Origin of the sequence: Prevotella sp. oral taxon 475, assembly GCF_018127805.1 — a bacterium.
Taxonomy (GTDB): domain Bacteria; phylum Bacteroidota; class Bacteroidia; order Bacteroidales; family Bacteroidaceae; genus Prevotella.
The window spans coordinates 2,287,923-2,311,896 of record NZ_CP072334.1; the positions used below are offsets into that span (position 1 = coordinate 2,287,923).

Sequence of the window (23,974 nt, forward strand, 5' to 3'; positions counted from 1 at the left end):
GTTTATTAATTATTTAAAGAACCTCAGGTGCCAAAGAAACAACTTTCATGTTGACTGCACGAAGCTCACGGGCTACCGGACCGAAGATACGGCTGCCACGAATTTCACCGGCATTGTTCAACAATACACATGCATTGTCGTCAAAACGGATGTAAGAGCCGTCAGCACGACGTATCTCTTTTTTCGTGCGGACAATCAAAGCCTTCGATACTGCACCCTTTTTCAAATCACTTGATGGGATAACGTTCTTGACTGCAACGACAATCACGTCACCAACACTTGCATAACGGCGGCGGGTTCCTCCAAGCACACGGATGCAAAGAGCCTCGCGTGCACCGCTGTTATCGCATACTGTAAGTCTTGATTCTGCTTGTATCATAATTTACTTAGCCTTTTCAATTATTTGAACTAATCTCCACCGCTTGGTTTTACTCAAGGGACGGGTTTCCATGATAAGAACCGTATCACCGATATTGGCTTCGTTCTTCTCGTCATGAACATGGTATTTCTTTGTCTTCTGAACAAATTTACCATAGATAGGATGCTTTTCCTTGAACTTAGACGCAATAACAATGGTTTTATCCATTTTGTTGCTGACAACAACACCCTGTCTTACTTTTCTTAAATTTCTTGCTTCCATCTGGACCATTATTATTTGTTAAGTTCTCTCTGACGAAGTTCTGTCTTCATACGCGCTATATCACGACGAGCATTCTTAATCTTTGATGGATTCTCAAGAGGAGTGGTGTTGTGACCTATCTTCATCTGACTGTAAGCAGCCACAGCATTCTCCAACTTCTCTGCCAAATCTTTAGCGGAGAGTTCTTTCAATTCGTTCATCTTCATAGCTTAAGCGTTTTTATCGTAATCACGTCTAACAACAAACTTTGTCTTAACAGGAAGCTTCTGTGCTGCAAGGCGAAGAGCCTCTTTAGCAATGTCGAAGCTAACTCCTTCTACTTCAAAAAGAATGCGACCAGGTGTTACCGGAGCTACCCAACCTGCGGGATCTCCCTTTCCTTTACCCATGCGGACGTCAGCAGGCTTACGGGTAATGGGTTTATCCGGGAAGATGCGAATCCATACCTGGCCTTCACGTTGCATATAACGGTTCACGGCTACACGGGCCGCTTCTATCTGTCGACTGTCTATCCACTTTGCTTCAAGGGTCTTGATGCCAAATGAACCGAAAGCCAATTGTGTCCCTCTACCGGCGTTGCCTTTGTTGCCACGGCCGTCTTGCGGTCTTCTATATCTTACTCTTTTGGGCTGTAACATAATAACTTCTTACTTTTAGCGGTTATTGTTTCTCTTACGATTACCACGACCAGAGCGACCACCTGCATTGTTGGAACGAACTCCACCCTGTTTATCCTGAGCAAAGTTGGGGGCTAAGTCACGTTTGCCGTAAACTTCACCACGACAAATCCAAACCTTAATACCCAAAAGTCCTACCTTGGTCAAGGCCTCTGCCTGACAGTAATCAATATCTGCACGGAAAGTATGAAGTGGCGTGCGCCCTTCCTTATACATTTCCTTACGCGCCATCTCGGCACCGTTGAGACGTCCGGTGATTTGAATCTTAACACCTTCAGCTCCTGCACGCATCGTATTCTGAACTGCCATCTTGATAGCACGGCGATAAGCAATCTTACCTTCTACCTGACGAGCGATGTTATTAGCAACGATCGTAGCATCGAGATCGGGTCTTTTAACTTCAAATATGTTGATTTGAATATCCTTATTGTAGAGTTTCTTCAACTCTTCTTTCAGTTTGTCAACATCTTGTCCACCTTTACCAATGACGATTCCAGGACGAGCCGTACAGATGGTGATGGTTACGAGCTTCAATGTACGCTCGATAATGATGCGAGCTACATTTGCTTTTGCCAAACGCTCGTTCAGATACTTGCGTATCTTCATATCTTCAACGATATTCTCGCCGAAGTTCTTTCCACCAAACCAATTAGAGTCCCAACCACGGATAATACCAAGACGGTTGCTTATTGGATTAACTTTCTGTCCCATTCTTTATTCTTTTTCGTCGTTAGTTTTGGCATCAACAAACAATGTAACGTGATTAGAACGCTTGCGAATTCTGTAACCGCGTCCCTGTGGAGCGGGTCTCATGCGCTTCATCGTTACGCCTTCGTCTACGAACACTTTGCTTATATAAAGTTCTCCTTCGTCTGCCTTGCGCTCATTCTTTGCTTCCCAATTGGCAATCGCCGAACGCAGCAATTTCTCTACATCCGCTGCAGCTTGCTTTTTGGAAAATCTCAATACGCCAAGAGCGCGGTTTACCTCCATACCACGAACCATGTCTACTACGTAGCGCATCTTACGCGGAGAAGAGGGAACACCTTTGAGTTTTGCAAAATACAATTTTTTAAGGGCCTCTTTTCTTGCTTCGGCCGCTATATGTTTTCTTGCTCCCATTATTATTCCTATGATTAAATGGTTGTCCCTTTACTTTCTGTTACCAGAATGGCCGCCAAAACGACGCGTGGGAGAGAATTCACCCAACTTGTGACCAACCATATTCTCGGTAATGTAAACAGGGATAAATTTATTTCCGTTATGAACTGCAACAGTATGCCCCACAAAGTCGGGGGAAATCATTGAAGCTCTGGCCCACGTTTTAACAACGCTTTTCTTGCCACTCTCATTCATTGCGAGAATTTTCTTTTCAAGAGAAACGTTGATATATGGACCTTTTTTTAATGAACGACTCATAATTTACTCTTTAATTATTTTTTAGCTCTTTCAATAATATACTTGTTAGACTGCTTTTTGGGTGTGCGTGTCTTGAGCCCTTTAGCATACAAGCCCTTACGTGAGCGTGGGTGACCACCGCTTTGACGGCCTTCACCACCACCCATCGGGTGATCAACAGGGTTCATAACAACACCGCGGTTGTGCGGACGACGACCTAACCAACGAGAACGTCCAGCCTTACCAGACTGTTCCAAAGCGTGGTCAGAGTTGCCTACACTACCTACCGTAGCCTTACAAGCAGAGAGCACCTTACGAGTCTCTCCCGAAGGAAGCTTAATAACACAATAACTGCCCTCACGAGAAGTCAACTGAGCAAAGTTACCAGCCGAACGAACGAGAAGCGCACCTTGGCCGGGACGTAATTCAATATTATGAATCACGGTACCGACGGGGATGTTTGCAAGGGGGATTGCATTTCCTACTTCAGGAGCAGCCCCTGCACCCGACAGCAAAGTCGCCCCAACTTCAAGTCCATTAGGAGCAATAATGTAACGTTTTTCACCATCTGCATAATACAGCAATGCAATACGAGCCGAACGGTTCGGATCGTATTCAATTGTCTTTACTACAGCTGGAACACCATCTTTCTCACGTTTAAAATCGATCAAACGATATTTTCTCTTATGACCGCCACCCATATAGCGGACAGTCATCTTACCGGTATTGTTTCGACCACCGGTTGAGCGTTTGCCGTAAACGAGAGACTTCTCTGGCACGGATGCAGTAATATCCTCGAACGTGCCAATAATCTTGTGTCTTTGTCCCGGGGTTACCGGTTTTAATTTACGTACTGCCATTTTCTATATTAAATATTGCTGTAAAAATCAATTTGGTCGCCGGCCTTCAGTGTAACGATAGCCTTTTTGAAGGCATTCTTTTGTCCCTTCACCAATCCGGCCTTTGTATAACGGCTCGAACGTTTGCCAGCATAACGCATTGTATTGACATCCAACACCGTAACGTGATATAAGCTTTCGACTTCGCTCTTAATTTGAAGTTTGTTTGCTTCAGGACGAACGATAAAGCCATAACGAGCCTCTGCGGCTTTTGTCTTGACTTCACCTTTCACCTTATAACTTCTTTCAACAGAAGACTTGTCTGTTATCTTGGTCATCTTCTCGGTGACCAATGGTTTTATGATAAATCCCATAATCTTTTTGTCTCCTTATTTATTTAAGACTCCATCGATAGCCTCCAACGACTTTTCAGTCACAACAAGCACATCTGCATTCAAAACTTTGTAAGCATTGAGTGCATGTGCCGTCATCACCTCTGAACGTTGCAAGTTACGAGCCGACAAATATACATTTTTATTCACACTTGGCAAAAGAACAAGCGTCTTCTTACCCTCAACTTTAAGATTCTTAGTGATATTTACAAAATCTTTTGTTTTGGGGGCTGTCAAATCGAAATCCTCAACGACAACAATCGCATTTTCCTGGGCCTTATAAGATAACGCCGACTTACGGGCGAGGAGTTTTACTTTCTTGTTCAGCTTGAAACCATAATCACGAGGTTGAGGACCAAACACACGTCCACCACCAACGAGCACAGGCGAATTGATGTCACCACGACGTGCACCGCCGCCGCCTTTCTGACGACCGAGTTTGCGAGTAGAACCGCTTACCTCGCTTCTCTCTTTGGACTTGGCAGTACCTTGACGCTGGTTAGCGAGATACTGCTTCACATCGAGATAGAGAACGTGGTCATTAGGCTCAATACCGAAGATGGCTTCGTTCAACGTAACCTTTCTTCCGGTCTCCTGACCATTGATATTTAATACGCTAACTTCCATTATTTCTTAATTAAAAGGGTTGAACCATTGCATCCAGCCACACTTCCTTTCACGAGGATAAGGTTGTGTTCAGGAATCACCTTTAACACTTTCAGGTTCTGAGTTGTCACTCTATCACCTCCCATTTGGCCTGCCATGCGCATACCCTTAAACACTTTAGCGGGATAAGAACATGCACCGATAGAGCCCGGTTTACGAGCGCGGTCATCCTGGCCGTGTGTACTCTGACCTACACCACCGAATCCATGACGTTTAACAACTCCTTGGAAACCCTTACCTTTAGAGGTTCCTACCACGTCTACAAACTCTACACCTTCAAAAAGGTCTACCGTGAGGGTATCACCGAGATTGTATTCGGTATCAAATTTGAACTCGGCCAAGTGCTTCTTCGGTGTTGTACCTGCTTTTTTGAAGACTCCTGCCATCGGCATTGTAGTTCTGCTTTCTTTAGCTTCACCAAAAGCGAGTTGCACTGCTTCATAACCGTCTTTCTCTACGGTCTTTACCTGGGTTACAACACAAGGACCAGCTTCGATAACAGTGCACGGAACATTCTTACCGTCGGCACTGAAAACGGATGTCATTCCGATTTTTCTTCCAATTAATCCTGGCATTTCAATAATATATTAATAAAAATAAAATTGTTGATCAGTTGATCTGTTATAGAACAGACTCTAATTTACGAGAATCTTGTTTGCCAACAAACGCCTGTCGTTCAATCGACATAACATTTCGGCTCATAGGCCCAAGTATGGCTCTCACGAGCCCATCTGTCTTACACCTTAATCTCTACCTCTACGCCACTGGGCAATTCAAGTTTCATCAGCGCGTCTACCGTCTTTGCTGTTGAGCTATAGATATCGATCAAACGCTTGAAATCTTGCAATTGGAACTGCTCACGCGACTTTTTGTTGACGAACGTACTACGGTTCACCGTGAAGATACGCTTATGTGTAGGCAATGGAATAGGGCCGCTAACGATGGCTCCAGTGGTTTTCACTGCTTTCACAATCTTCTCTGCTGACTTGTCTACCAACTTGTGATCGTAGCTTTTCAGCTTAATTCTGATTTTCTGACTCATATCGATAATTTTGTTTTAATGATGTATATAAAAGAATGGAGTACATCGCTTAAGAGTCATTCGCTAAGCGATGCCCCATCCTTTTGATTTCTTGTTATACCAAATCTGTGCGGCCTTTCACTTCTTCAAGAACTGCTTTTGCGATAGAACTTGACAGCGGAGCATGGTGATCGTATTCCATCGAACTGGTTGCACGACCCGAAGTAATGGTACGCAGGGCGGTAACATAGCCGAACATCTCTGCCAAAGGTACTTGGGCTTTCACGATGCGTGCACCGCTACGGGCCTCGTCCATACCTTCCACCTGACCACGACGCTTATTCAAGTCGCCGATCACATCACCCATGTTCTCCTCTGGAGTAACAACTTCTACCTTCATGATAGGCTCCATCAGTACAGGACCTGCTTTCGGACAAGCATTCTTATAAGCGTTGATGGCTGCCAATTCGAACGAAAGCTGATCGGAGTCTACCGGGTGGAACGATCCATCGGTCAAAGTCACCTTCAGATTTTCCATCGGATAACCACCCAACACACCGTTCTTCATTGCATTTTCAAAACCTTTCTGTACGGAAGGAATGAACTCCTTGGGCACGTTTCCGCCCTTCACCTCGTTGATGAACTGGAAGTTGCCCTCTGTATAGTCTTCATCCTTAGGTCCAACGGTAACGATAATATCGGCAAACTTACCACGACCACCACTCTGTTTCTTGTAAACCTCACGCAGAGTGACAGGTTTCGTGATGGCCTCTTTGTAGTTCACCTGAGGTTTACCCTGGTTACACTCTACCTTGAACTCGCGTTTCAGACGGTCGATGATAATATCGAGGTGCAATTCGCCCATACCCGAGATAATGGTCTGTCCGCTCTGCTCGTCGGTACGAACGGTAAACGTGGGGTCTTCCTCGGCCAATTTCGCCAATCCGTTATCCAATTTGGCAACGTCTGCCTGGCTCTTAGGTTCAACAGCGATAGAGATCACCGTGTCGGGGAACGACATCGACTCGAGAACAATCGGTGCATTCTCGTCGCAAAGCGTATCTCCCGTGCGAATATCCTTAAAGCCTACGCCTGCACCAATATCGCCGGCATCAATCGACTCCATAGGAATTTCCTTGTTAGAGTTCATCTGGAACAGACGACTAATACGTTCTTTCTTACCCGAACGAGCGTTGTAGACATACGAACCGGCCGTTACCTTACCCGAATAGACGCGGAAGAACACCAAACGGCCCATGAACGGGTCGGTAGCAATCTTGAAAGCGAGCGCCGAAGTAGGAGCTTCTTCAGACGGTTTGCGTTCTTCTTCCTCCTCGGTATTGGGATTGGTACCAACGATCGCCACCGTATCCAACGGAGAGGGCAGGAATGCACAAACATAATCGAGCAGCGGCTGAACACCTTTATTCTTGTAAGAAGAGCCCAACACCATCGGTGTGAGATCCATCGAGATGGTAGCTTTGCGAATAGCCGCCATCAATTCTTCTTCCGTAGGCTCCACGCCTTCGAGATACTTCTCCATCAATGCATCGTCGAAGTTAGCAGCATTCTCAATCATTTTGTCACGCCACTCTTTGGCTTCATCCAGCAGATCGGCAGGAATCTCTTCGATGCTGTATTCGGCTCCCATAGTTTCGTCGTGCCACAAGATAGCTTTCATCTTGATGAGGTCAACAACACCCTTGAAGTTTTCTTCTGCACCAATGGGAATCTGCACCGGACAAGGGTTCGCTCCCAAGATATCCCTCATCTGTTGCACGGTTTCAAAGAAGTCGGCACCAGAGCGGTCCATCTTGTTCACGTAACCGATACGCGGCACGTTATATTTGTCTGCCTGACGCCAAACCGTCTCCGACTGAGGCTGAACACCGTCTGCAGCCGAATAAGTAGCAACTGCTCCGTCGAGAACACGCAGCGAACGCTCCACCTCGGCGGTAAAGTCGACGTGTCCCGGAGTGTCGATCAGGTTGATTTTGTATGATTTGTTATTGTAATTCCAGTTACATGTGGTTGCAGCAGACGTGATGGTGATGCCTCGTTCTTGTTCTTGTGCCATCCAGTCCATCGTAGCGGCGCCATCGTGCACCTCGCCTATCTTGTGGGTCTTTCCCGTATAGAACAAGATACGCTCCGAAGTAGTGGTTTTTCCGGCATCGATGTGTGCCATGATGCCGATATTGCGTGTCAAATGTAAATCGCGATTTGCCATTGTCTTTATACCTATTATATATATTAGAATCTGAAATGAGCGAATGCGCGGTTTGCTTCTGCCATGCGGTGCATATCTTCCTTACGTTTGTAGGCACCGCCTTGATTGTTGAAAGCATCCATAATCTCGGCAGCCAATTTGTCGGCCATACTCTTTCCGCCGCGTTTGCGTGCATAGGAGATCATATTTTTCATCGAGATACTCTCTTTACGATCGGGGCGAATTTCGGTAGGAACTTGGAAAGTCGCACCACCGATGCGCCGACTCTTCACTTCCACCTGCGGAGTAATATTGTCCAGAGCCGTCTTCCATATTTCAAGGGGAGACTTTTCCTCTTTTTCCATCTTCACTTTCACCACATCGAGGGCGTTGTAGAAAATCTGATACGAAGCATTCTTTTTGCCATCGTACATCAAGTGATTAACAAACTTGGAGACCTTCTGGTCGCCGAACACGGGATCGGGAAGGATCACGCGTTTCTTGGGTTTTGCTTTTCTCATTTTATTTTGAAAAATAAAGTCTGCATGGGGTTGTCATTGTTCTTCAACTTCCGCTCTCGGAGGTTTACTCAACCTTTTATTAACAAATCACCAGCAAAACAATGAATAATGATTGGGGCTTTCAAGTGACCACCCTACTTTTTGTTTCGGGCAAAGGATTTTAAGCAAGTGAGACCCGGCAAATTCTCTCGCCACAGTCCTGAAGTGCTTGCAAGGGCAAGACTTACCGACTAAAGTGCTCACAAACTTAAAAACCTGCCTGAACGTTTCTTTTACTTCTTGGCTGCCTTCGGTCGCTTAGCACCGTATTTAGAACGGCGTTGCGTACGATTGGCCACACCAGCAGTATCCAACGTTCCGCGAACGATGTGATAGCGAACACCGGGAAGATCTTTCACACGACCACCGCGAACGAGCACGATGCTGTGCTCTTGCAGATTGTGACCTTCTCCCGGAATGTAGGAGTTCACTTCCTTTTGGTTGGTCAAACGAACACGGGCAACTTTACGCATTGCCGAATTAGGCTTTTTAGGGGTGGTTGTATAGACGCGCACACAAACGCCACGACGCTGCGGACATGAGTCCAATGCCGGCGATTTGCTCTTGTCGACAAGCACCTTTCTGCCTTTTCTTACCAATTGTGAAATAGTAGGCATAATTTTACTTTTAAATTTATATATTCTTTTTTCGTTATTATCTACGACATGAAACTGCACGAGAAGTGCATTTCGGGGTGCAAAGTTACGAACAATTATCGGCACTACCTAATATATAGGCAAACGGAATCCCGCTCACCTCTTTGTTTTAACAATATATAACCACCATTATTTTAATTTACCAACCCATCTTTCTCTTTTCGAGAGAAAAGAAAACTTTTATCCATCGCCGGCCTCTCAGAAAACGCCCTCTACCCTATCCTTTTTTCACACACAAGAGTCTGCCTTTTGTATACGTTTTGAATCGGGCGATTCGAAACGTGTTGAGCCCCTATATATAATAAGGTGGAAATTTCACCCACCCCATTTCGTCTGATCATCTGAAAAAGATGGTTTTGCAAAAGCTAAGAAAACGCATCGTAAAAGCTAAGAAAACGCAACATCAAAGCTAAGAGAATGACATTCAAAAACTAAGCTTTTGAAAACACATCGGCAACCTATTGAGTATAAGCATGTTATCTTCCACATTTGAGGAAAAGAATTTCCACGCCAAGTCAACCCAAGGAGGAGAAGATGAAAAAGCATGATTTTCAAGCAATTTTTATTTTTATTATCAAATGTCTCTTCAATCCCCCGTGAAAAGAAAAAGAATCATTATCTTTGTAGCGTTATCCTAACATCCAACAAAAGATGAAACCAACTACCTTATTTGCAGCATTATTATGTTGCACAGCGAGCATGGCCCATGCTCAAAAAATGACCAAAGATGCCAAGTATCGCCGCAGTTCTCTTTACACCATGATGATAGAGGATAGAAAAATGACGGGAGGTGCCGAGGCGATTGTGGTGAACACCTTCAGCAAGATGCCCACTCCCGACAAGTATGACGACCACTGTGTAGGAGCTCGTATCGCAGAGATCGACGGTCTAACAATTAGCGAAGCAGACCTGAAAGCGGCGGCAGAGCTGACCGGAAAGGGTACAAAAAAGGGCTTAGGAGGCCTGATGAAGGCGGCCGGAAAACAGGTGGCTGCTCCCGAAGAAAAGGGGAAACTGAGCGACAACGAGTACATTGCGCGCCTGATGAAGTATTTTGAGCAGAACCATACGGCCAATAAAATGATTGCCAAATGGTATGGCGTAGAAGACCTGAACCAAGCTAACACCTATCAGTTTGGTTTCAAACTCATCAAAGAGCGCGGCCTTCAGAATGCCAGTAAAGAGGATTTAGACAAGGCTACACTGGTAAAAGGTGGTGTCGATAAGATTGTAAGTGCTGCGGCTTTAGAGCTGATTCCCAACACGTTTGTCATGGTGACGCGCTATTCTTACCTACCCGCCGAAGAGCTGATGGCGCAAATTTCGGCCTACACCAACGCCATTGGGGCGTACTTAGGCGGTATTGGTTCTCTTGCAGGAACGGCCACTTCGCTGGCAGGCTCTACGCTAAAGGGCTATTTTGTCAAGACCACCAGCTATCTTTTTCAGTTGGATTGGGATAAAGAGACACAGGATGCTTTCGAGATGGCCTATGCCGACCAATCGCCGCAGAAGCTCATCGATGAGGGGAAATATCGACTGAAATATGTCGGGAAGACGTGGGATTATGCACCGGCTACCCTCAAAGTAACCCTCAACAACAATCATGACAGCAGGCTGATCGAACGGGCCACGGTGCGGGCCACGGATGGAGCGATGGCTAAACTGCAAAAGAAATATGATGTCTTCAAGACGATGTCGCCTCTGCACATCAAAGGCGATCAGATCATTGCCTATATCGGCAAGAAAGAAGGCTTGAAAGGCGGCGAAAAATTCGATGTCTTCGAGTTGATACAAAAGGAAGACGGCACCACCGAATACAAAAAGACGGGCGACATAACCGCCATCAAAGGTAAGGTGTGGGACAACCGTTATGGCACCGACATCCAATCGGAGGATGCCGCAAGCGACGGCGATGAGAAAGCTGACACCGACGAACAACTGGAATATACCTTGTTTAAAGGCAATGCAAAGAAACTCATGGACGGTATGCTAATTCGTCAGGCGAAATAGAAACATAACATTTTTATCCATCAACATATGGAGGAGGGCTCTCATGCGCTTTTTCAATGTATTTCGATCCAAATCTACAAGCAGTATGAAAAGAATCTTATTTTCTCTGGTTTTTCTGTTGTCTCTGGGCTGGACGGCCTATGCCGGCAACAAGGTAGACAAGAAAGAGTATCTCTATGAAATAGAGTCGTTCGAAGGAAATGTGCCCGCACAACAGGGATATTGCATCATCAAGGTGTGGAATTACGGCAGACGTGAAAAGATAACCACCAACTCTTGCATGGAAAACGCTGTGCATGGCATCATCTTTAAAGGGTATGCCGGACTGGGGAAAACGGCTTCCGACAAGGGGAAAAAGGCTCTGGTGCCCGAAGGCTACGAAGCCCATAAGGCTTATTTCGACAACTTCTTTAACTCGGGACAGTATCTACAATATGTGCAACTGACCAATAAAGGGGAGCTCTTGGCCGGAGATGTCATCAAGATGCGTAAGGGTGGCTACAAAATTGGCATGGTGGTGATGGTGAACTATGATGCCTTGCGCAAACGATTGGAAAACGATAAAATCATCAAGGGGCTGGATTTCCTCTTCTAATTGAATGAATATGAAAAGAATATGGCTATTATTTGCTGCCCTCTGCTGTGCGGTAGGGGCTTTCTCACAAGCTAAGAAACCCACCTTGATGGTGGTTCCCGGAGATGTGTGGTGCAACGAAAATGGGTTTGTGAAGCATTTTGATAACATGGGAGAAAACCAAGTTGTGCCCGACTATGTGAAGGCTTTTCAGAATAGTGGAGAACTGAAAGTGGCCGTTACGACCATCGGTAGCATGATGCAACAACGGGGATTCCCACTCAAAGACATGGAACAGACGGTGAAGTCGCTGGCCAACGCCTCGGCCGAAGATATGGCAACGACTTCTAAAAATGGAGAGGGCCTGGCCGAATCGCCTTTAGATCTACTCAAGAAACGCGCCAAAAGCGACATCATTCTCGAACTGTATTGGAAGGTGAATAAAATCGGTATGCGCAAGTCGCTCACCTTTAACCTGCGCGCTTTGGATGCTTACACCAACAAACAGGTGGCCGCCCTATCGGGAACGACAGAGCCTACCATCAGCGAAACAACAGAACTGATGTTGCAAAGTGCGGTAGAAGGGGGGATGGACCAGTTGAACAGCGAACTGATGACCTATTTTACCGACATGGCCAATAAGGGTCGCGAGGTAGCGTTGAACATCAAAGTATGGAACGACTCGCCCAAAAATCTTGAAGACGACTTAAACGGTGGCACGCTGGCCGACTTCATTGAAGAGTGGGTGAGCAATCACACCGTCAATAAAAGTTTCTCCCTGCTCGATGCAACGGAGAATATGATGAACTTCGAACAGGTGCGCATCCCCCTGTATCTGCCTGGCACTGAGGTGGCCTTAGACACCCGACGGTGGGCCAAAGATCTGTCTAAAGAACTGTCTGCCAAAGGGATTGCCAACAAACTGATGATGAAAGGACTGGGAGAAGCAACGATTGTGATAGGAGGAAAATAAAGATGAGAAGCAGGTTAATGATAATCGTATGGCTCGGTTTAATGGGTTGGATGGGCTCTGCAAAGGCCCAAATCCATCTGACTCCTTATGTTGAAAGCGGCATAAGCGGGACGGACGAGCGTGTATTAGATATGGTGTTGGCCCGATTGAACAACATTCTCACAACAGGAGAAGGCATTAGTGCATCGGAAAACGGGCGGTTTGTGCTGGCTGCACAATTGAATGTGACGGGCAAAGAGGTGCTATCCACAGCCCCGACAAAGGTGGTTTACGAGGTGGAAATGCACTTGGGCATCGGCGATGGCATCGATGGCAAATGCTACTCTTCCACTTCGCAAACCCTCAAAGGAGTGGGACGAACAGAAAGTCAGGCACTGGTCAACGCCGTTAAGCAGCTTCCGACTCAATCGGAGAAGGTGCAATCGTTAGTGAGAAACGCGAAAACAAAGATTATCACTTATTATAATCAGCACGCTCCAGCCATCATGGCCAAAGCTCAAGCGTTGGAGGCGGCCGGCAAATTCGATGAGGCTCTTTTCGAATTATCTGCCATTCCGCAGGAATGTGTTCATTTTAAGAAGGCTTTCGCCCAAATGAATACTCTCTATAAGAAGATGGTCTATGCCGATGCAGAAAAGACTTTGATGCAGGCTAAGGCTTTGTGGGCTGCGGCACAGACTGAAGAAAATGCCTTGATGATTGCCGAGATGCTGGGCGACATTTCTCCTTCAGCAGCTTGTTATCCGCAGGTAAAGGCCTTCGTTGCCAGTGTGACGAAACGTCGCCAACAGGTGGAAGACCGACAGTTCGACGCCGAAGTAAAGGTGGAAATGGCGCGTCTGAAAGCGATTGAACATGTAGCGGCTGCCTATGCGAAGAATCAACCGCGGGTGACTTATCATATTCACCGTTGGTGGTAATCAACAAAAAACGGCATCTAATGGTGCCGTTTTTTGTTCTTTTTCGTTCCTCGAAAATGCCTTTTTTTTGCCATGCCCATGCTCAAGTAGGCTTGGCAGGGTTCATTTGGCTTGACTAAAGTATGGATCTCCCCTGCTACAGGGTTGAGAACTGTCGCTCTCGATCGATGCGATCTAAGAGTGCGTCGCTCGTTCCCGTCATGGTTTTTCGACAAAACATCTTTCCCGACTGCTGCAAAACGGGCCAATCTTCTTCCGTCAGCACTTTGATAACGGGATCGTAGTCGATGTAGGTGAGCGGTGTCAAGGCTGCCAGAGAGGTATAACGGCCTTCTTGCAACAGACAACGAGAGGCAAACCGACTGTTGAAGGCGACGGTCTGAATAAAGGTTTCGTCGGGACAGAAGGCCGTAGAAAAGTAGTTGACGAGTCTCTTATTCGTGTCCCACTCGTGCAGCACATAAGCGGCCAACTCGCCAGAGATGCCCCACCACGAGGCTCCTTTATGCAAATGATATTCAACCCCTTGACTGCGAAACGATAGGGGCTTGCGAAAGCCGGCCCCATAGATCAACCATTGAAGGGCCACACGCAGTTGGTTGGCCATCGTTCCCGGCTTCCAGGGGTGCGCATTGAGCCATCTGTATCGACGATAGTTGGCTGCGGCCGTGCCTTGATGGGTCATACGGATGCCTTGCAAGAGTTCTCGGTCGCCCAGATGGCTGAAGAATTCGACGATACGAGCATTGCTCCAAAGCGGATAATCCAGTCCGCTGATGGCGATGAGGCGATGAAAAGGACCAGTGGAAAGAGCCTCACGAATCAGTTCCATTTGATATTCTACTTGTCGAATGCTGCCCCACACCACGTTGATACGCCGGCGAAGCAGATGCACACGGGGGTCTTCGGCCAACGGAAGAAAAGGGGTGAGGTCGGTTTTCAGGTCAACATGGATGAAGAAAGCCGCGTCTTCGGGCAGACTTTTTACTAATCGGGCCAAATGAACGGGATCGGTATGGGCAGAAATGAGAAAGGCAAGGGTCACCGTTTCCTGATTTTTTGAAGAACAAAAGAGGTGCACTCGTCGAGTATCTTCACACGGGCCAGGCGCATCACGACATAATAAAGCAGGACCGAAAGAAGGATGCGCGCAGTGAGAAGCAGTATCAACGAGGAGATGGAACGGGTGAGCAGACCCGTGAGCACCATCACTCCGAGAGCCGAAAGGGCGAAAGGAAGAATGTCGCTGAGAAACGAGAGGAGGGTGTAGCCTGTGAGTCGGCGTGTGAACGCATGCCAAACAAAGAGCCAAAGCAAATTGAGTGCGGTGTAGGTCATCACCATCGTGCGGATGCCCAACGGCCAAATGGCAAGCATCAACACGATCTGAACGACACCGAGACAGAATGTGCAGCCGAAGAAAATGTTGGAACGCCCCTTACTGAGAATCATATTCGAGAGCAATGTGCAGAGTGGCATCACTGCACCGCTGATGCAAAGGATCTGCAGGAGAGGCACGCTGACGAGCCATTTCTCGGTCAGAGCCAGCACGATGAACTCTTTGGCCACAAGTGCCAAACCAAAAAGCAACGGAAAGGAGATGAATGCCGTGAAGCGCATCATCTTGCGAAAGGCTTGCAACTGTCGGCCCTGGTCTCCGTTCAAATCTACCAAAACGGGTTGCGCCACAATGTTCACCATTCCCTGAACGAGAGAAAAACATTTAAAATTCCATTGATAAGCCTGATTGTAACTCCCCGCATCCTGCACTGAGAAATATCGTCCGAGCAGGATATTGAGGATGTTATTATTGATGTGCGTGGTGATGGCGGTGGCCAGAATCTTGCACGAGAAGCGAAACATCTTGCGCACCGGTGCGAAATCGATGTGCTTTGTGGGTCGCCAAGGCGAATAATGCCAAAGCAAAAGCGTGTTGGTGGCCGTAAAAACGATGGTCTGTGTGGCAAGGGCCCAATAAGAAAAGCCCATCCAGGCCATGGCGGCACCGATGATGCTTGAGAGCAACACGGCTGTCATTCCTGTTTGAGCTTGCTGTTTGGTGTTGAGGTTCTTGAAGAGATAAGCTGCCTGCGCCGTTCCCAAACACGAAAAAAGAATATTGAGAAAAGCGTATCGGCAGAGCCATACAAGGGCGGACTGGCGGTAATAGGCGGCAATGAGCGGTGCGGAAAAGAAGAGCAGGGCATAGAGTCCCACGCCCATGAAGACGTTGAACCAAAACACGGAGTTGTAGTCTTCATGCCGGGGATGCGCCAGATTGGCAAGGGCCGCCGTGAAACCGCTGTTTTGCAAGGCTACGGCGATCAGCGAAAAGATAGTGATCATGGCAATCATGCCATAGTCGGAAGGTGAGAGCAGACGTCCCAAGACAATGCCGAAGACGAGGCCAACGCCCTGCTGCACGCCGTTGCTCATACCTCCCCAGAAGAGTCCTTTAGCTGTTTTTTCTTTTAACGACTCCATCTTTTCACCTGCAAAAGTTGCCTTTCCTCTTCACGTCGCCTCTTTGTTGGTCTATGCCTCGCCCTTCCCGCCTATGTTGAAAGGAGCAATGACGCGCGCTTCGGCCTCGGGCATCTGAATCTTTCCAAACTCCTGTTCGTACTTATAGATGTTCTCTTGCAGGGCATGAAGCAGTCGTTTGGCGTGTTCGGGCGCAAGAATCACTCGGCTGCACACCTCAGGTTTGGGCATACCAGGCAGGATTCGAGCGAAATCTACCACAAAATCGCTATGCGAATGGGAGATGAGCGCGAAGTTGGAATACACACCCGAGGCAATCTCGGGCTTCAGTTCCAATTCAAATGGAACGGGGTTCTCTTGAGTGTTCATATTTTTTAGTTGTTAAGTTGACGAGGTAATTAGGTGACGAGGTGATAAGTTGATGAGGTGATAAGTTGATGAGTTGACAAGTTTACAAGTTAACAAGTTAACGAGGAAGTTTGTTTTTAATGAACGAGTCGACAGAAAGGTAACTTCCTTATCAACTCATTAACTTGTTAACTTGTTAACTCGTCAACTTGTTAACTTATTAACTCGTCAACTCGTCAACTCGTCACCTCTTCAATCTACATTTTCTTTTTTCTCTTCGTTTTAAACTTATCGAAGCCCAAACCGTAGACGCCGATCACCGCACTTTGCGAGACGAATGCGGCAGGATCGATCTCATTGATAATCGAAAAAATGGTCGATGCCTCCGTCTGTCGGGCCAGCACGAAAAGCATTTTTACTTCTTTGCCCGAGTAAAACCCCTGTCCGCTGATGGTGGTACAACCACGGCGTGCGCTCACGTTGATAGCATGTCCGATATCCTCGTATTTCTCAGAGATGATGAAAAACTGCACCGACTGCCGCATCATATTCACGATTTTATCCACGCAGATCGACGACACGAAGAGAAAGACATATCCGTAGAGCACCTGTTCCCAGTCGCGCAGCACAAGATAGCTCGTCGTCACCACCGAGATGTCTACCAGCAGGATGAGCTTCCCCAGCGAGATGTCATAATATTTATTGATCATCGCCGCAATCACATCCGTACCGCCCGAGCTTCCATTGCAAGCCAGTCCCAGTCCGACGGTGCTTCCCAAGCACGCCGCCCCCAGCACAATAGCCATAAACGGCTGACCCTGCAACAACGTCGAGCCCTCCATCCAGTGTTGGCCCATCGCACTAAAAATCGTAAACATCACCGCAGCATAAAGCGTTTTCAAACAGAATCGCCATCCCAGCACTTTCAACGCGATGAGCAACAGAAGGATGTTGGCCCCCAGGAACGTCACCTGCACCGGAATCTTTAATCCCCAATACAAGATGGAAGCCAGTCCGGGCAGTCCGCCCGTCGTCACATGATTGGGCAAAAGGAAGATCACCCAGCCCAAACTACCTATCAACATGGCAATGGTCAGCAACAGATAGTCTTTCAAAACGGTGTATTTTCTTAGATTCAGCATAGAAATATGGATTGATGCGGCAAAGTTACAAAATTGAATCGAAAAAATGAGTTAGTTGACGAGGGGTTCCAGTTAACAAGTTGACAAGGGGTTTAGTTGACGAGTGAACAAGTTGACGAGTTGACAAGGAAGCAACCTTCCTGCCAACTCGTCAATCAAAAAGCAAATCTACTCGTTAACTTGTCAACTCGTTAACTTGTTAACTGGAACCCCTTGTTAACTCGTCAACTAACAAGCTAATGTCTTAACTCCTTTTCACTCCTTCACTCCTTAACTCCTCCTACGGCTCCGCCCCCCACGGCGCGAGGGTGCCGTCGGCGCGGAGTGTGGCCCAGGTCCACACCTTTGTGCGAGTGTTGTAGAATTTAAAGCGGCGATCTTTGCCCGTGCCCACCACTTCGCGGGCGAAGGAGAGAGAGCCGGGACGATCCCCAATCTCTTTCTCAAAGGCAGGGATGAGCGGAGTGAGCATCTTTTCTATTTCGTCCAGTTCTTTTTCCTTCTCGGGATCCTTTCCGGGTTCTTTGCCAGGATTGGGCGTCTTTCCGCCGCCACCAGGATTTCCGCCGGGATTTTTCCCGCCACCATCGGGCTTTTTACCGTCGCCGGGATTACCTCCGCCAGGATTGCCACCAGGCTTTTTCCCGCCGCCGTCGCTGGGATGCTTTTTCTTTTGGGCATCGCTGGACTTATGACTGGCTTTAAAGTCGGCCGTAATTTTATTCATCTCCGCGGCCAGCGAGTAGATCAGCAGCCGATCGGCCTCGACGGTAGAGAAGAGGTAGCTGCCCTGAATGTGCTGAACGACGAACTCGAGTGCCTCGTCCGTTTTGGGGCGAATGGCCGTGGCGCTGGGCCGTTTGGCCTCGACGGCTTCATGCCGGCGAGTGGCTCCCAGCTGTTCAAACTCGCCGTTCACCGTGCGCAGCTGCGAGAGCACGGCCGTGAGCCCCAGCGTGGTGAGATCGGCGGTGCATTTCTTGGCATCTTCAAACATCCCGGCGATGTGCCCGCTTTCGGCCTCGAGAGCCTCGTTCTGGATGCCGGCGTAGGGCTTGAAAATCACCTCCGCGCGCTGGGCAGCCTCTTGTATAGCCGCCACGGGCGAGAGTTTTTGGATGCGAATCACGCCGAAGAAGTTCGTCAGCAGCCGGTCGCGCTCGGCATCGAGTTTCACCAGCCGAGCGGTGTGCACCGATTGCGTGGCCTCTTTGTTGAGTTCCACCTCCTGATCGATGGCCTCGCGCCATTCTGCCAGTACGGCATCCGTCAGCTTGAGCTTCTCTTTGTCTACCGCCACCACTTGGTCGTAGAGCCGACGATGGTACTGCATGTGCATCACATTGGAAAATCGGGCGCAATTGCCGCCTTCAATTTTCACGAACCTGGGTAATTTGTTCTTTTCCATGTTCTTGTTTTTTTAAAGGGTTAAAAAATGGTTTAACTTTCAAAGCAGCTCAAGGCCGCCATGTCGTAAACAAGTTTGTCAAAAGTGTATTTTCTATTTTAAGGGATGTTATTGAGCGGCTCAATAGCGTCGTTTTGGTCTCCGCGACGTTACTGAGTCGCTCAATTTCATCATTTTGGTCTCCGCGGCGTTACCGAGTCGCTCAATTTCATCATTTTTGTCTCCGCGGCGTTACTGAGTCGCTCAATTTCGCCATTTTTGTCTCCGCGGCGTTACTGAGTCGCTCAATTTCGCCATTTTGGTCTCCGCGACGTTACTGAGTCGCTCAATTTCGCCATTTTGGTCTCCGTGGCGTTACTGAGTCGCTCAGTAGCCCTTAGAAGTGCACAAAGGGTAGCACGTAGATGCTGGCCGTATTCTTGGGCATGGCATCAGCTTCCGCAGTTGCTCCCACGGGGCCGGACGGAAGTATCGTCGTTACAAACTTTATTGCGATGGGCATGTTTTGTCCAAGAGCGGAATTATTGGCAGTGGAGGCCGTCCACAAAAAAGTGTCAGCAGGAAGCAGGCCGCCCGCATCGGTAAATGCAGAAAACAGCTTATCAATGTGTCCACCTGTAGAACCAAGAGAGAATCGTGCATCATCAGTTCCTGGATTGGCAACATGATAACCCCATTTGCCAGAACTTGCACTAAAGCTTGGACTATCCAAAAATTGATTGTAGAGGCCATGGTTTTCATCATCCCAATATCCTGTCATTTCTCCTAATGCAGGAATGTACCATTTGCCAATACCAGAGGCGGGAGTAATGCTGCTTACCGAATAATGGGCTGCCCAATGGAATGCCGGATATTGTGTTGATTCGTCTGCTCGTTTCTTATCGTCCACGGTGCTTGTTTTATCCCATGTCAGTTCGTAACCATTCGTTTCCATCATGGTTCCACTTTGAGGAGGACCTGGTACAATCAAGCTTTCGCTGGCCACTTTGTTTCTCGGCCCATCGGCTACACCTGCTGCCACCAAATCTTCCCATAACCAACTTGTTGGCGACACCGAAAGGGCGGCTGCCGTACCCGGTCGGTTTTTCATTTTCTCCCTGGTGAGAATGCCTACCGGAATTCGCGAGCCTTTCTCGGCAAGAGTTCCGTTAGTGCCGTCGTTGAAGAGATAGATAACATGCGGACGTGGCTTGAGACTGATCGTGTAGGATTTGTTGCGGTCTAAAGCCTGAAAGCTCCCGTTACGCACTTTGTTGCCCGTCATATCTATCCCTTTGTAGAGTTCGCCACCGTTGAAAGACAGTTGTAATTCGTTGACAAGCATGCTGGGGCGAACGTAGAGATAGTCGGTAAGCCAACGATGGGCTTTTACGTAGGTTTTATCCATCTCGGTAAGAGTGGCAGGCATAGTGTAGGGAATGGGGACGATGCTACCCGACTCGCTGGTGATGAGGTTGCCTGTTAGGTCGTACTTATTCGTTATTTGATGTGCTGCGACAGAGGTGATATTGAACGAAATGTTATCGGTGGTTTCTGTATAAGCCGCGATCTTGAACCGAACGCGGGCCGCAAGATGCTTCATTTCAAACTTGATTTTTCGGTCGGTGTTGGTAAGAGCCTTTACCGTTTTGCCTATCATTGGATTTTTGGTTCCGCTGGTAAAGGATAGCGAGGTGCCGTTATCGGTCACGCCGTCGCTGATGCACACAAAGGTATAGGTGGTTCCGCTGGCCAACTGTAGACGCGATCCGGGGTCTTTTATAAATACACCGCCTTGCATCTTACCAGTTAGTTTTTTATTGGCCCCCGGAATGCGATTAACACCGGCTGCATCCATCGCATAAATGGTATAACGCCCCTCGGACATATCTACAGCGCGAGTCTCGGGTTCCTCGTCTTCTTCAATACTCATTTCAGCCACAAGTCCGTTGCCCATGTCTACCATTGTTGGTTTGATTGCGTTCCAAGTGGCGCGAGTTGCCGAATTGGCGGATTCATACTTTTCGGTAGTAATGGTAAACGTTACTTCGTCTCCAAAATCAACCAACTGCTCTTGATTTGCTATACTCTCGTCGCTGCTACATGCAGACATTAAGCCTGCAAATAACAATAAGGCGAAGCCACTGTTTCTAATAATTGTCTTCATCATCTTTCAATTTTTTGTTTTACTGTTTTTAAATAAACTACCACTTGTCTAAGCGGTCCTGCCATCCTGGGGCAATCTCTTCGTCTTCCTCCCATTCTTCTTCCTCAGAACCTTGTTCGTCAAGTTCACCCGAAACACATATAAAGTCCTCGCTCTCTAAAGGAATTATACGGCACCATGGTGCGGTGTACGGTTGCCCATTGGGTAAACCTTGCAGAGTAAACTCTCTAGCAGGGCGTTGTTGTTCTTGTCTGTTCATAAATCTCTAATATTTAAAAGGTGAAAAATCGGCGTTGTTTCTCTTTCCGCCCCTTGGCTCATGGGCACGAAAAAAGAAGCAAAGGCCGCTCCGAAGAGCCCTTTGCTTATGGGGGTTGCGCCCGCTTCGCGCGCGCGTAAGAGAAAGCTAAAAAATCTTACACTACAATAGGTGCGAACATTGTGTGTGTGTGTGTGTGTGTGTGTGTGTGTGTGTGTGTGTGTGTGTGTTTAAGGTAGTCATTTTCTGGGAGACTACCAAAGAAAAGGCGTTAAAAGATGCAGAAAAGTTCGCCCTTTTCTGCCCTCCGCTCTGCCGATATGTCAACACATTTTGTTTCACGGGGGCAAAGGTAGAGAATAAAATCGGGATGGGCAAACAAACGGAGGAGATTTCTCGCCGCCGGAATATTCAATATAGAATACTCAGTATCGAATGTTCAGTCCATACTGTAGGTGTGCACACTAGCCCCTTGTGCCGCGGGCAGATAGTTGATGCCCCACCAACACATCTGCAACAACACGAAACACGCCAGTAGCATATACAAAGCCGGCTTGATGCTACCGGGACGCGCCCTACGAAAATGCACGTAGGCCAAATAGGCCATCCACGTAGCGGCAGCCCAGGTTTCCTTCGGGTCCCACGCCCAATAATGCCCCCAAGCCTCTTTGGCCCACAGCGCACCCATAAGCATGCCCAGCGTCATAAACGACAGACCTACGTAGACGAGGTTGTCGCTGATATCGAGTTCGTCGGCAGTGGGTGCCTCCTTCTTGAAAAACAGTAGATAGACGGCCATCACCGCGGCGGCTCCCAGCAAAGCGTAAGCAAACATATAGACAATGACGTGGGGTGCAAACCACGCACTTTGCAATGCCGGCATGAGGGTTTTGTTGTGTATCTCGGGTTTCAGCAGATTCACACCGATGAATACGGCAGAGAGCAAAGTGCTGAAAGAGAGAATCCACTTGTAACGCCAACGCACGAAAACGGCCACACCGGCAAAGGGCAAGAAGAGCGAATACCACAGACGGGTTTCGCCCATGGTGCGCAACGGTGGACGTTCGAGCGACATCCAAAGGGCTATGATAAAACTGAAAAACACCAACAGTCCGGCCACGGTGGCAGCAACGGCCGTGCGGTTTTTACCTTTCCAGGCGGCCAGGGCTCCGGCTGCCCAAAGCAACACACTGGCGATGGCGAAGAAGATAAAATGGTTCCAAGTCATTCTTGCAGTCCTTTCTCTGTTTCAGGGTTTGCCTTCGAGACGACGACGGAAGAAGATTTCCGGCGTTGCAGCGATAAAAACATACACACGGCTCCCAACATCATCATCCCCAATCCGGCGTAGACGAAAGGTAACCACGGGTCGCTCACCAGTTCGAGCACGCTCGTCTCGCTCCATCTTCCCATCTGCGTGTCGTAAGACAGCTGGTAGATCTTCCATCCCTCGATGCTCAGCGGCCGATTCACCTCGATGCGTTCGACGGCGTGAAGACCAGCTTTCGTCATTACCTCCACGGTGGAAACATATCGTTGCGGCTCGCGTTCGGGCATGGCGATGCACACTTTTCCATCGAGTGAGAGCACCTGATAGGGAAAGTGATAGCTGCCGCAGGTGGTCCAACCCGTCTTTTTCAGTCGGCCATCGGGCGATGTAGCCGTGATGTTCACCGCGCAAACAGCTCCCGAAGAGTGCCAAGGCAGATAGTTAGTAGTATCTCTCGTCATGAGCGGAGCCGCCTCGTCAAGTCGCTGATTCAGTCGAATGTGCCATCCCATCAGACTACCCGACCGAAAAGCGCTATCTAACAACAACGTCGCAGGTTTCTCCTTGGGAATCGGACTCCCCGTCTTTGCGTCTACCAACATCAACTTGGGCGGATATTCCTCGATGGTAAACCGTTTCAGTTGCATAGCGATGGGCAGGCTGTACACCTTCCCGTTATTGTCAGTAGCCCGCCATTCGGGCGACGAGAGGTGAACAGTCATCTTCAATCGTCGCATATCGGCGTTGCCCAAGGTGGCACAAAGCAGCACAACGAGCAGTCCGGTGTGGTTGAGCAAGAAAGGAACGTCGCGCCACCGAAAGTGAACCAATCGGTGAATCGTTGCCTGGGCCACGATAACCGACAGCCAAAGATACACCCATACGAAAGCCCATTGCGATAGCATCTTCGACAATCCGAGTGGATCGGCCGAGGGATGTCCCTCGGGAACCTGTCGCGTCAGTCCCATGATGACCGTTAACACCACGGCATAGACCAACGCCGGAACGGCCGATGCATAGGACGTGACGAAGCGAAAGGCATAAACGCGCCCCCGAAGGGCATACATGGCCATCATTGCCAACCAATAGACGGCCAGCAAAACGATGTTGACAGGAAAGGCAAAGGCCTCCCAATTGATTCCGCCGACAGAGATCTACAACAGCAGACCCACAACCACCAGTCCGCCACCGATGAGGAAACCTTCTGTCAGTTTCCAAGGTTTATTCCACATACTTCAATCAATAGCAACCCGACTATTCACAACAAAGGAGAGAAACGCCCAGAGAACAGTCACCGCAACAGCCTGTGCGGCCCCTCCTCTTCAACGCGTTTCTCACCTTATTATATAAATATCGTGCAGCTCCTTATTTCTTTCTTC

26 protein-coding genes and 1 pseudogene are annotated in these 23,974 nt (G+C 48.2%); 4 read left to right on the top strand and 23 right to left on the bottom strand.

The genetic code is table 11. The features are described from left to right. Positions 1–13: 13 nt before the first annotated feature. From rplN to rpsL, 15 genes are all read right to left on the bottom strand, one after another. Positions 14–379, bottom strand: a complete 366-nt coding sequence (rplN, locus tag J5A66_RS09105; protein ID WP_009161008.1) for a 50S ribosomal protein L14 — start codon at positions 377–379, stop codon at positions 14–16. 3 nt (positions 380–382) lie between these two features. Further along, a complete protein-coding gene (gene rpsQ / locus J5A66_RS09110; RefSeq protein ID WP_305792202.1) occupies positions 383–649 on the bottom strand; it encodes a 30S ribosomal protein S17 in 267 nt (88 codons plus the stop codon). Positions 650–651: 2 nt separating this feature from the next. Then, positions 652–846 carry a 50S ribosomal protein L29 gene (gene rpmC, locus J5A66_RS09115; RefSeq protein WP_211790301.1) on the bottom strand — a complete coding sequence of 65 codons (195 nt, stop codon included), beginning with the start codon at positions 844–846 and terminating at the stop codon, positions 652–654. Between the two features lie 3 nt (positions 847–849). Then, a complete protein-coding gene (gene rplP, locus J5A66_RS09120) occupies positions 850–1,278 on the bottom strand; it encodes a 50S ribosomal protein L16 (protein WP_009161011.1) in 429 nt (142 codons plus the stop codon). Positions 1,279–1,293: 15 nt separating this feature from the next. Further along, a complete protein-coding gene (gene rpsC / locus J5A66_RS09125) occupies positions 1,294–2,028 on the bottom strand; it encodes a 30S ribosomal protein S3 (protein ID WP_211790302.1) in 735 nt (244 codons plus the stop codon). Between the two features lie 3 nt (positions 2,029–2,031). Next, positions 2,032–2,439 carry a 50S ribosomal protein L22 gene (rplV, locus tag J5A66_RS09130; RefSeq protein WP_211790303.1) on the bottom strand — a complete coding sequence of 136 codons (408 nt, stop codon included), beginning with the start codon at positions 2,437–2,439 and terminating at the stop codon, positions 2,032–2,034. Between the two features lie 30 nt (positions 2,440–2,469). Beyond that, complete coding sequence (gene rpsS, locus J5A66_RS09135) at positions 2,470–2,736, bottom strand: 30S ribosomal protein S19 (RefSeq protein ID WP_009161014.1); 267 nt, start codon at positions 2,734–2,736, stop codon at positions 2,470–2,472. A gap of 14 nt (positions 2,737–2,750) precedes the next feature. Beyond that, on the bottom strand, positions 2,751–3,575 hold the full coding sequence (rplB, locus tag J5A66_RS09140) for a 50S ribosomal protein L2 (RefSeq protein ID WP_211790304.1): 825 nt from the start codon (positions 3,573–3,575) through the stop codon (positions 2,751–2,753). 8 nt (positions 3,576–3,583) lie between these two features. Further along, on the bottom strand, positions 3,584–3,928 hold the full coding sequence (gene rplW, locus J5A66_RS09145; RefSeq protein WP_211790305.1) for a 50S ribosomal protein L23: 345 nt from the start codon (positions 3,926–3,928) through the stop codon (positions 3,584–3,586). 15 nt (positions 3,929–3,943) lie between these two features. Next, positions 3,944–4,573: a 50S ribosomal protein L4 gene (gene rplD / locus J5A66_RS09150; protein WP_305792203.1), complete on the bottom strand. Its 630-nt coding sequence runs from the start codon at positions 4,571–4,573 to the stop codon at positions 3,944–3,946. After that, positions 4,573–5,187 (bottom strand): 50S ribosomal protein L3, encoded by a 615-nt coding sequence (rplC, locus tag J5A66_RS09155; protein WP_211790306.1) that lies wholly within the window; start codon positions 5,185–5,187, stop codon positions 4,573–4,575. The genes rplD and rplC overlap by 1 nt, the downstream gene beginning before the upstream one ends. Before the next feature lie 161 nt (positions 5,188–5,348). Continuing rightward, positions 5,349–5,654 carry a 30S ribosomal protein S10 gene (rpsJ, locus tag J5A66_RS09160; RefSeq protein ID WP_211790307.1) on the bottom strand — a complete coding sequence of 102 codons (306 nt, stop codon included), beginning with the start codon at positions 5,652–5,654 and terminating at the stop codon, positions 5,349–5,351. A 94-nt stretch (positions 5,655–5,748) separates the two neighbouring features. Next, a complete protein-coding gene (gene fusA, locus J5A66_RS09165; protein ID WP_211790308.1) occupies positions 5,749–7,863 on the bottom strand; it encodes an elongation factor G in 2,115 nt (704 codons plus the stop codon). Positions 7,864–7,886: 23 nt separating this feature from the next. Then, positions 7,887–8,363, bottom strand: coding sequence for a 30S ribosomal protein S7 (gene rpsG, locus J5A66_RS09170; RefSeq protein WP_211790309.1), 477 nt, complete (start codon positions 8,361–8,363; stop codon positions 7,887–7,889). A gap of 272 nt (positions 8,364–8,635) precedes the next feature. Then, entirely contained in the window at positions 8,636–9,019 is a 384-nt protein-coding gene (gene rpsL / locus J5A66_RS09175; protein WP_009231178.1) for a 30S ribosomal protein S12, read from the bottom strand. Positions 9,020–9,775: 756 nt separating this feature from the next. Between rpsL and J5A66_RS09180 the strand changes: the two genes are divergently transcribed. The 4 genes from J5A66_RS09180 to J5A66_RS09195 all read left to right on the top strand — a co-directional run bounded on the left by J5A66_RS09180 (position 9,776) and on the right by J5A66_RS09195 (position 13,538). Beyond that, positions 9,776–11,071, top strand: a complete 1,296-nt coding sequence (locus tag J5A66_RS09180; protein WP_211790310.1) for a hypothetical protein — start codon at positions 9,776–9,778, stop codon at positions 11,069–11,071. 85 nt (positions 11,072–11,156) lie between these two features. After that, positions 11,157–11,666 (top strand): hypothetical protein, encoded by a 510-nt coding sequence (locus tag J5A66_RS09185; protein WP_211790311.1) that lies wholly within the window; start codon positions 11,157–11,159, stop codon positions 11,664–11,666. Between the two features lie 10 nt (positions 11,667–11,676). Beyond that, positions 11,677–12,618, top strand: coding sequence for a DUF6175 family protein (locus J5A66_RS09190; RefSeq protein ID WP_211790312.1), 942 nt, complete (start codon positions 11,677–11,679; stop codon positions 12,616–12,618). Positions 12,619–12,620: 2 nt separating this feature from the next. Beyond that, positions 12,621–13,538: a hypothetical protein gene (locus J5A66_RS09195; RefSeq protein WP_211790313.1), complete on the top strand. Its 918-nt coding sequence runs from the start codon at positions 12,621–12,623 to the stop codon at positions 13,536–13,538. A 136-nt stretch (positions 13,539–13,674) separates the two neighbouring features. Here the strand turns inward: J5A66_RS09195 and J5A66_RS09200 are convergent, their stop codons facing one another. The 8 genes and pseudogenes from J5A66_RS09200 to J5A66_RS09235 all read right to left on the bottom strand — a co-directional run bounded on the left by J5A66_RS09200 (position 13,675) and on the right by J5A66_RS09235 (position 23,827). After that, positions 13,675–14,583 (bottom strand): beta-1,6-N-acetylglucosaminyltransferase, encoded by a 909-nt coding sequence (locus tag J5A66_RS09200; RefSeq protein WP_211790314.1) that lies wholly within the window; start codon positions 14,581–14,583, stop codon positions 13,675–13,677. Then, positions 14,580–16,022, bottom strand: coding sequence for a lipopolysaccharide biosynthesis protein (locus tag J5A66_RS09205; RefSeq protein WP_211790315.1), 1,443 nt, complete (start codon positions 16,020–16,022; stop codon positions 14,580–14,582). The genes J5A66_RS09200 and J5A66_RS09205 overlap by 4 nt, the downstream gene beginning before the upstream one ends. Before the next feature lie 51 nt (positions 16,023–16,073). Then, a complete protein-coding gene (locus tag J5A66_RS09210) occupies positions 16,074–16,391 on the bottom strand; it encodes a DUF3467 domain-containing protein (protein ID WP_211790316.1) in 318 nt (105 codons plus the stop codon). A gap of 236 nt (positions 16,392–16,627) precedes the next feature. Then, a complete protein-coding gene (locus J5A66_RS09215) occupies positions 16,628–17,512 on the bottom strand; it encodes a YitT family protein (RefSeq protein WP_211790317.1) in 885 nt (294 codons plus the stop codon). 280 nt (positions 17,513–17,792) lie between these two features. After that, a complete protein-coding gene (locus tag J5A66_RS09220) occupies positions 17,793–18,920 on the bottom strand; it encodes a DUF6261 family protein (RefSeq protein ID WP_211790318.1) in 1,128 nt (375 codons plus the stop codon). A 376-nt stretch (positions 18,921–19,296) separates the two neighbouring features. Then, positions 19,297–21,069 carry a fimbrillin family protein gene (locus J5A66_RS09225; RefSeq protein WP_211790319.1) on the bottom strand — a complete coding sequence of 591 codons (1,773 nt, stop codon included), beginning with the start codon at positions 21,067–21,069 and terminating at the stop codon, positions 19,297–19,299. A gap of 695 nt (positions 21,070–21,764) precedes the next feature. Next, the gene (locus J5A66_RS09230; RefSeq protein ID WP_211790320.1) at positions 21,765–22,553 is read right to left on the bottom strand and encodes a cytochrome c biogenesis protein; all 789 of its coding nucleotides are present in this window, start codon (positions 22,551–22,553) and stop codon (positions 21,765–21,767) included. After that, a pseudogene (locus J5A66_RS09235) lies at positions 22,550–23,827 on the bottom strand (cytochrome c biogenesis protein ResB). Before J5A66_RS09235 ends, J5A66_RS09230 begins: the two are co-directional and overlap by 4 nt. Between the last annotated feature and the right edge of the window lie 147 nt (positions 23,828–23,974).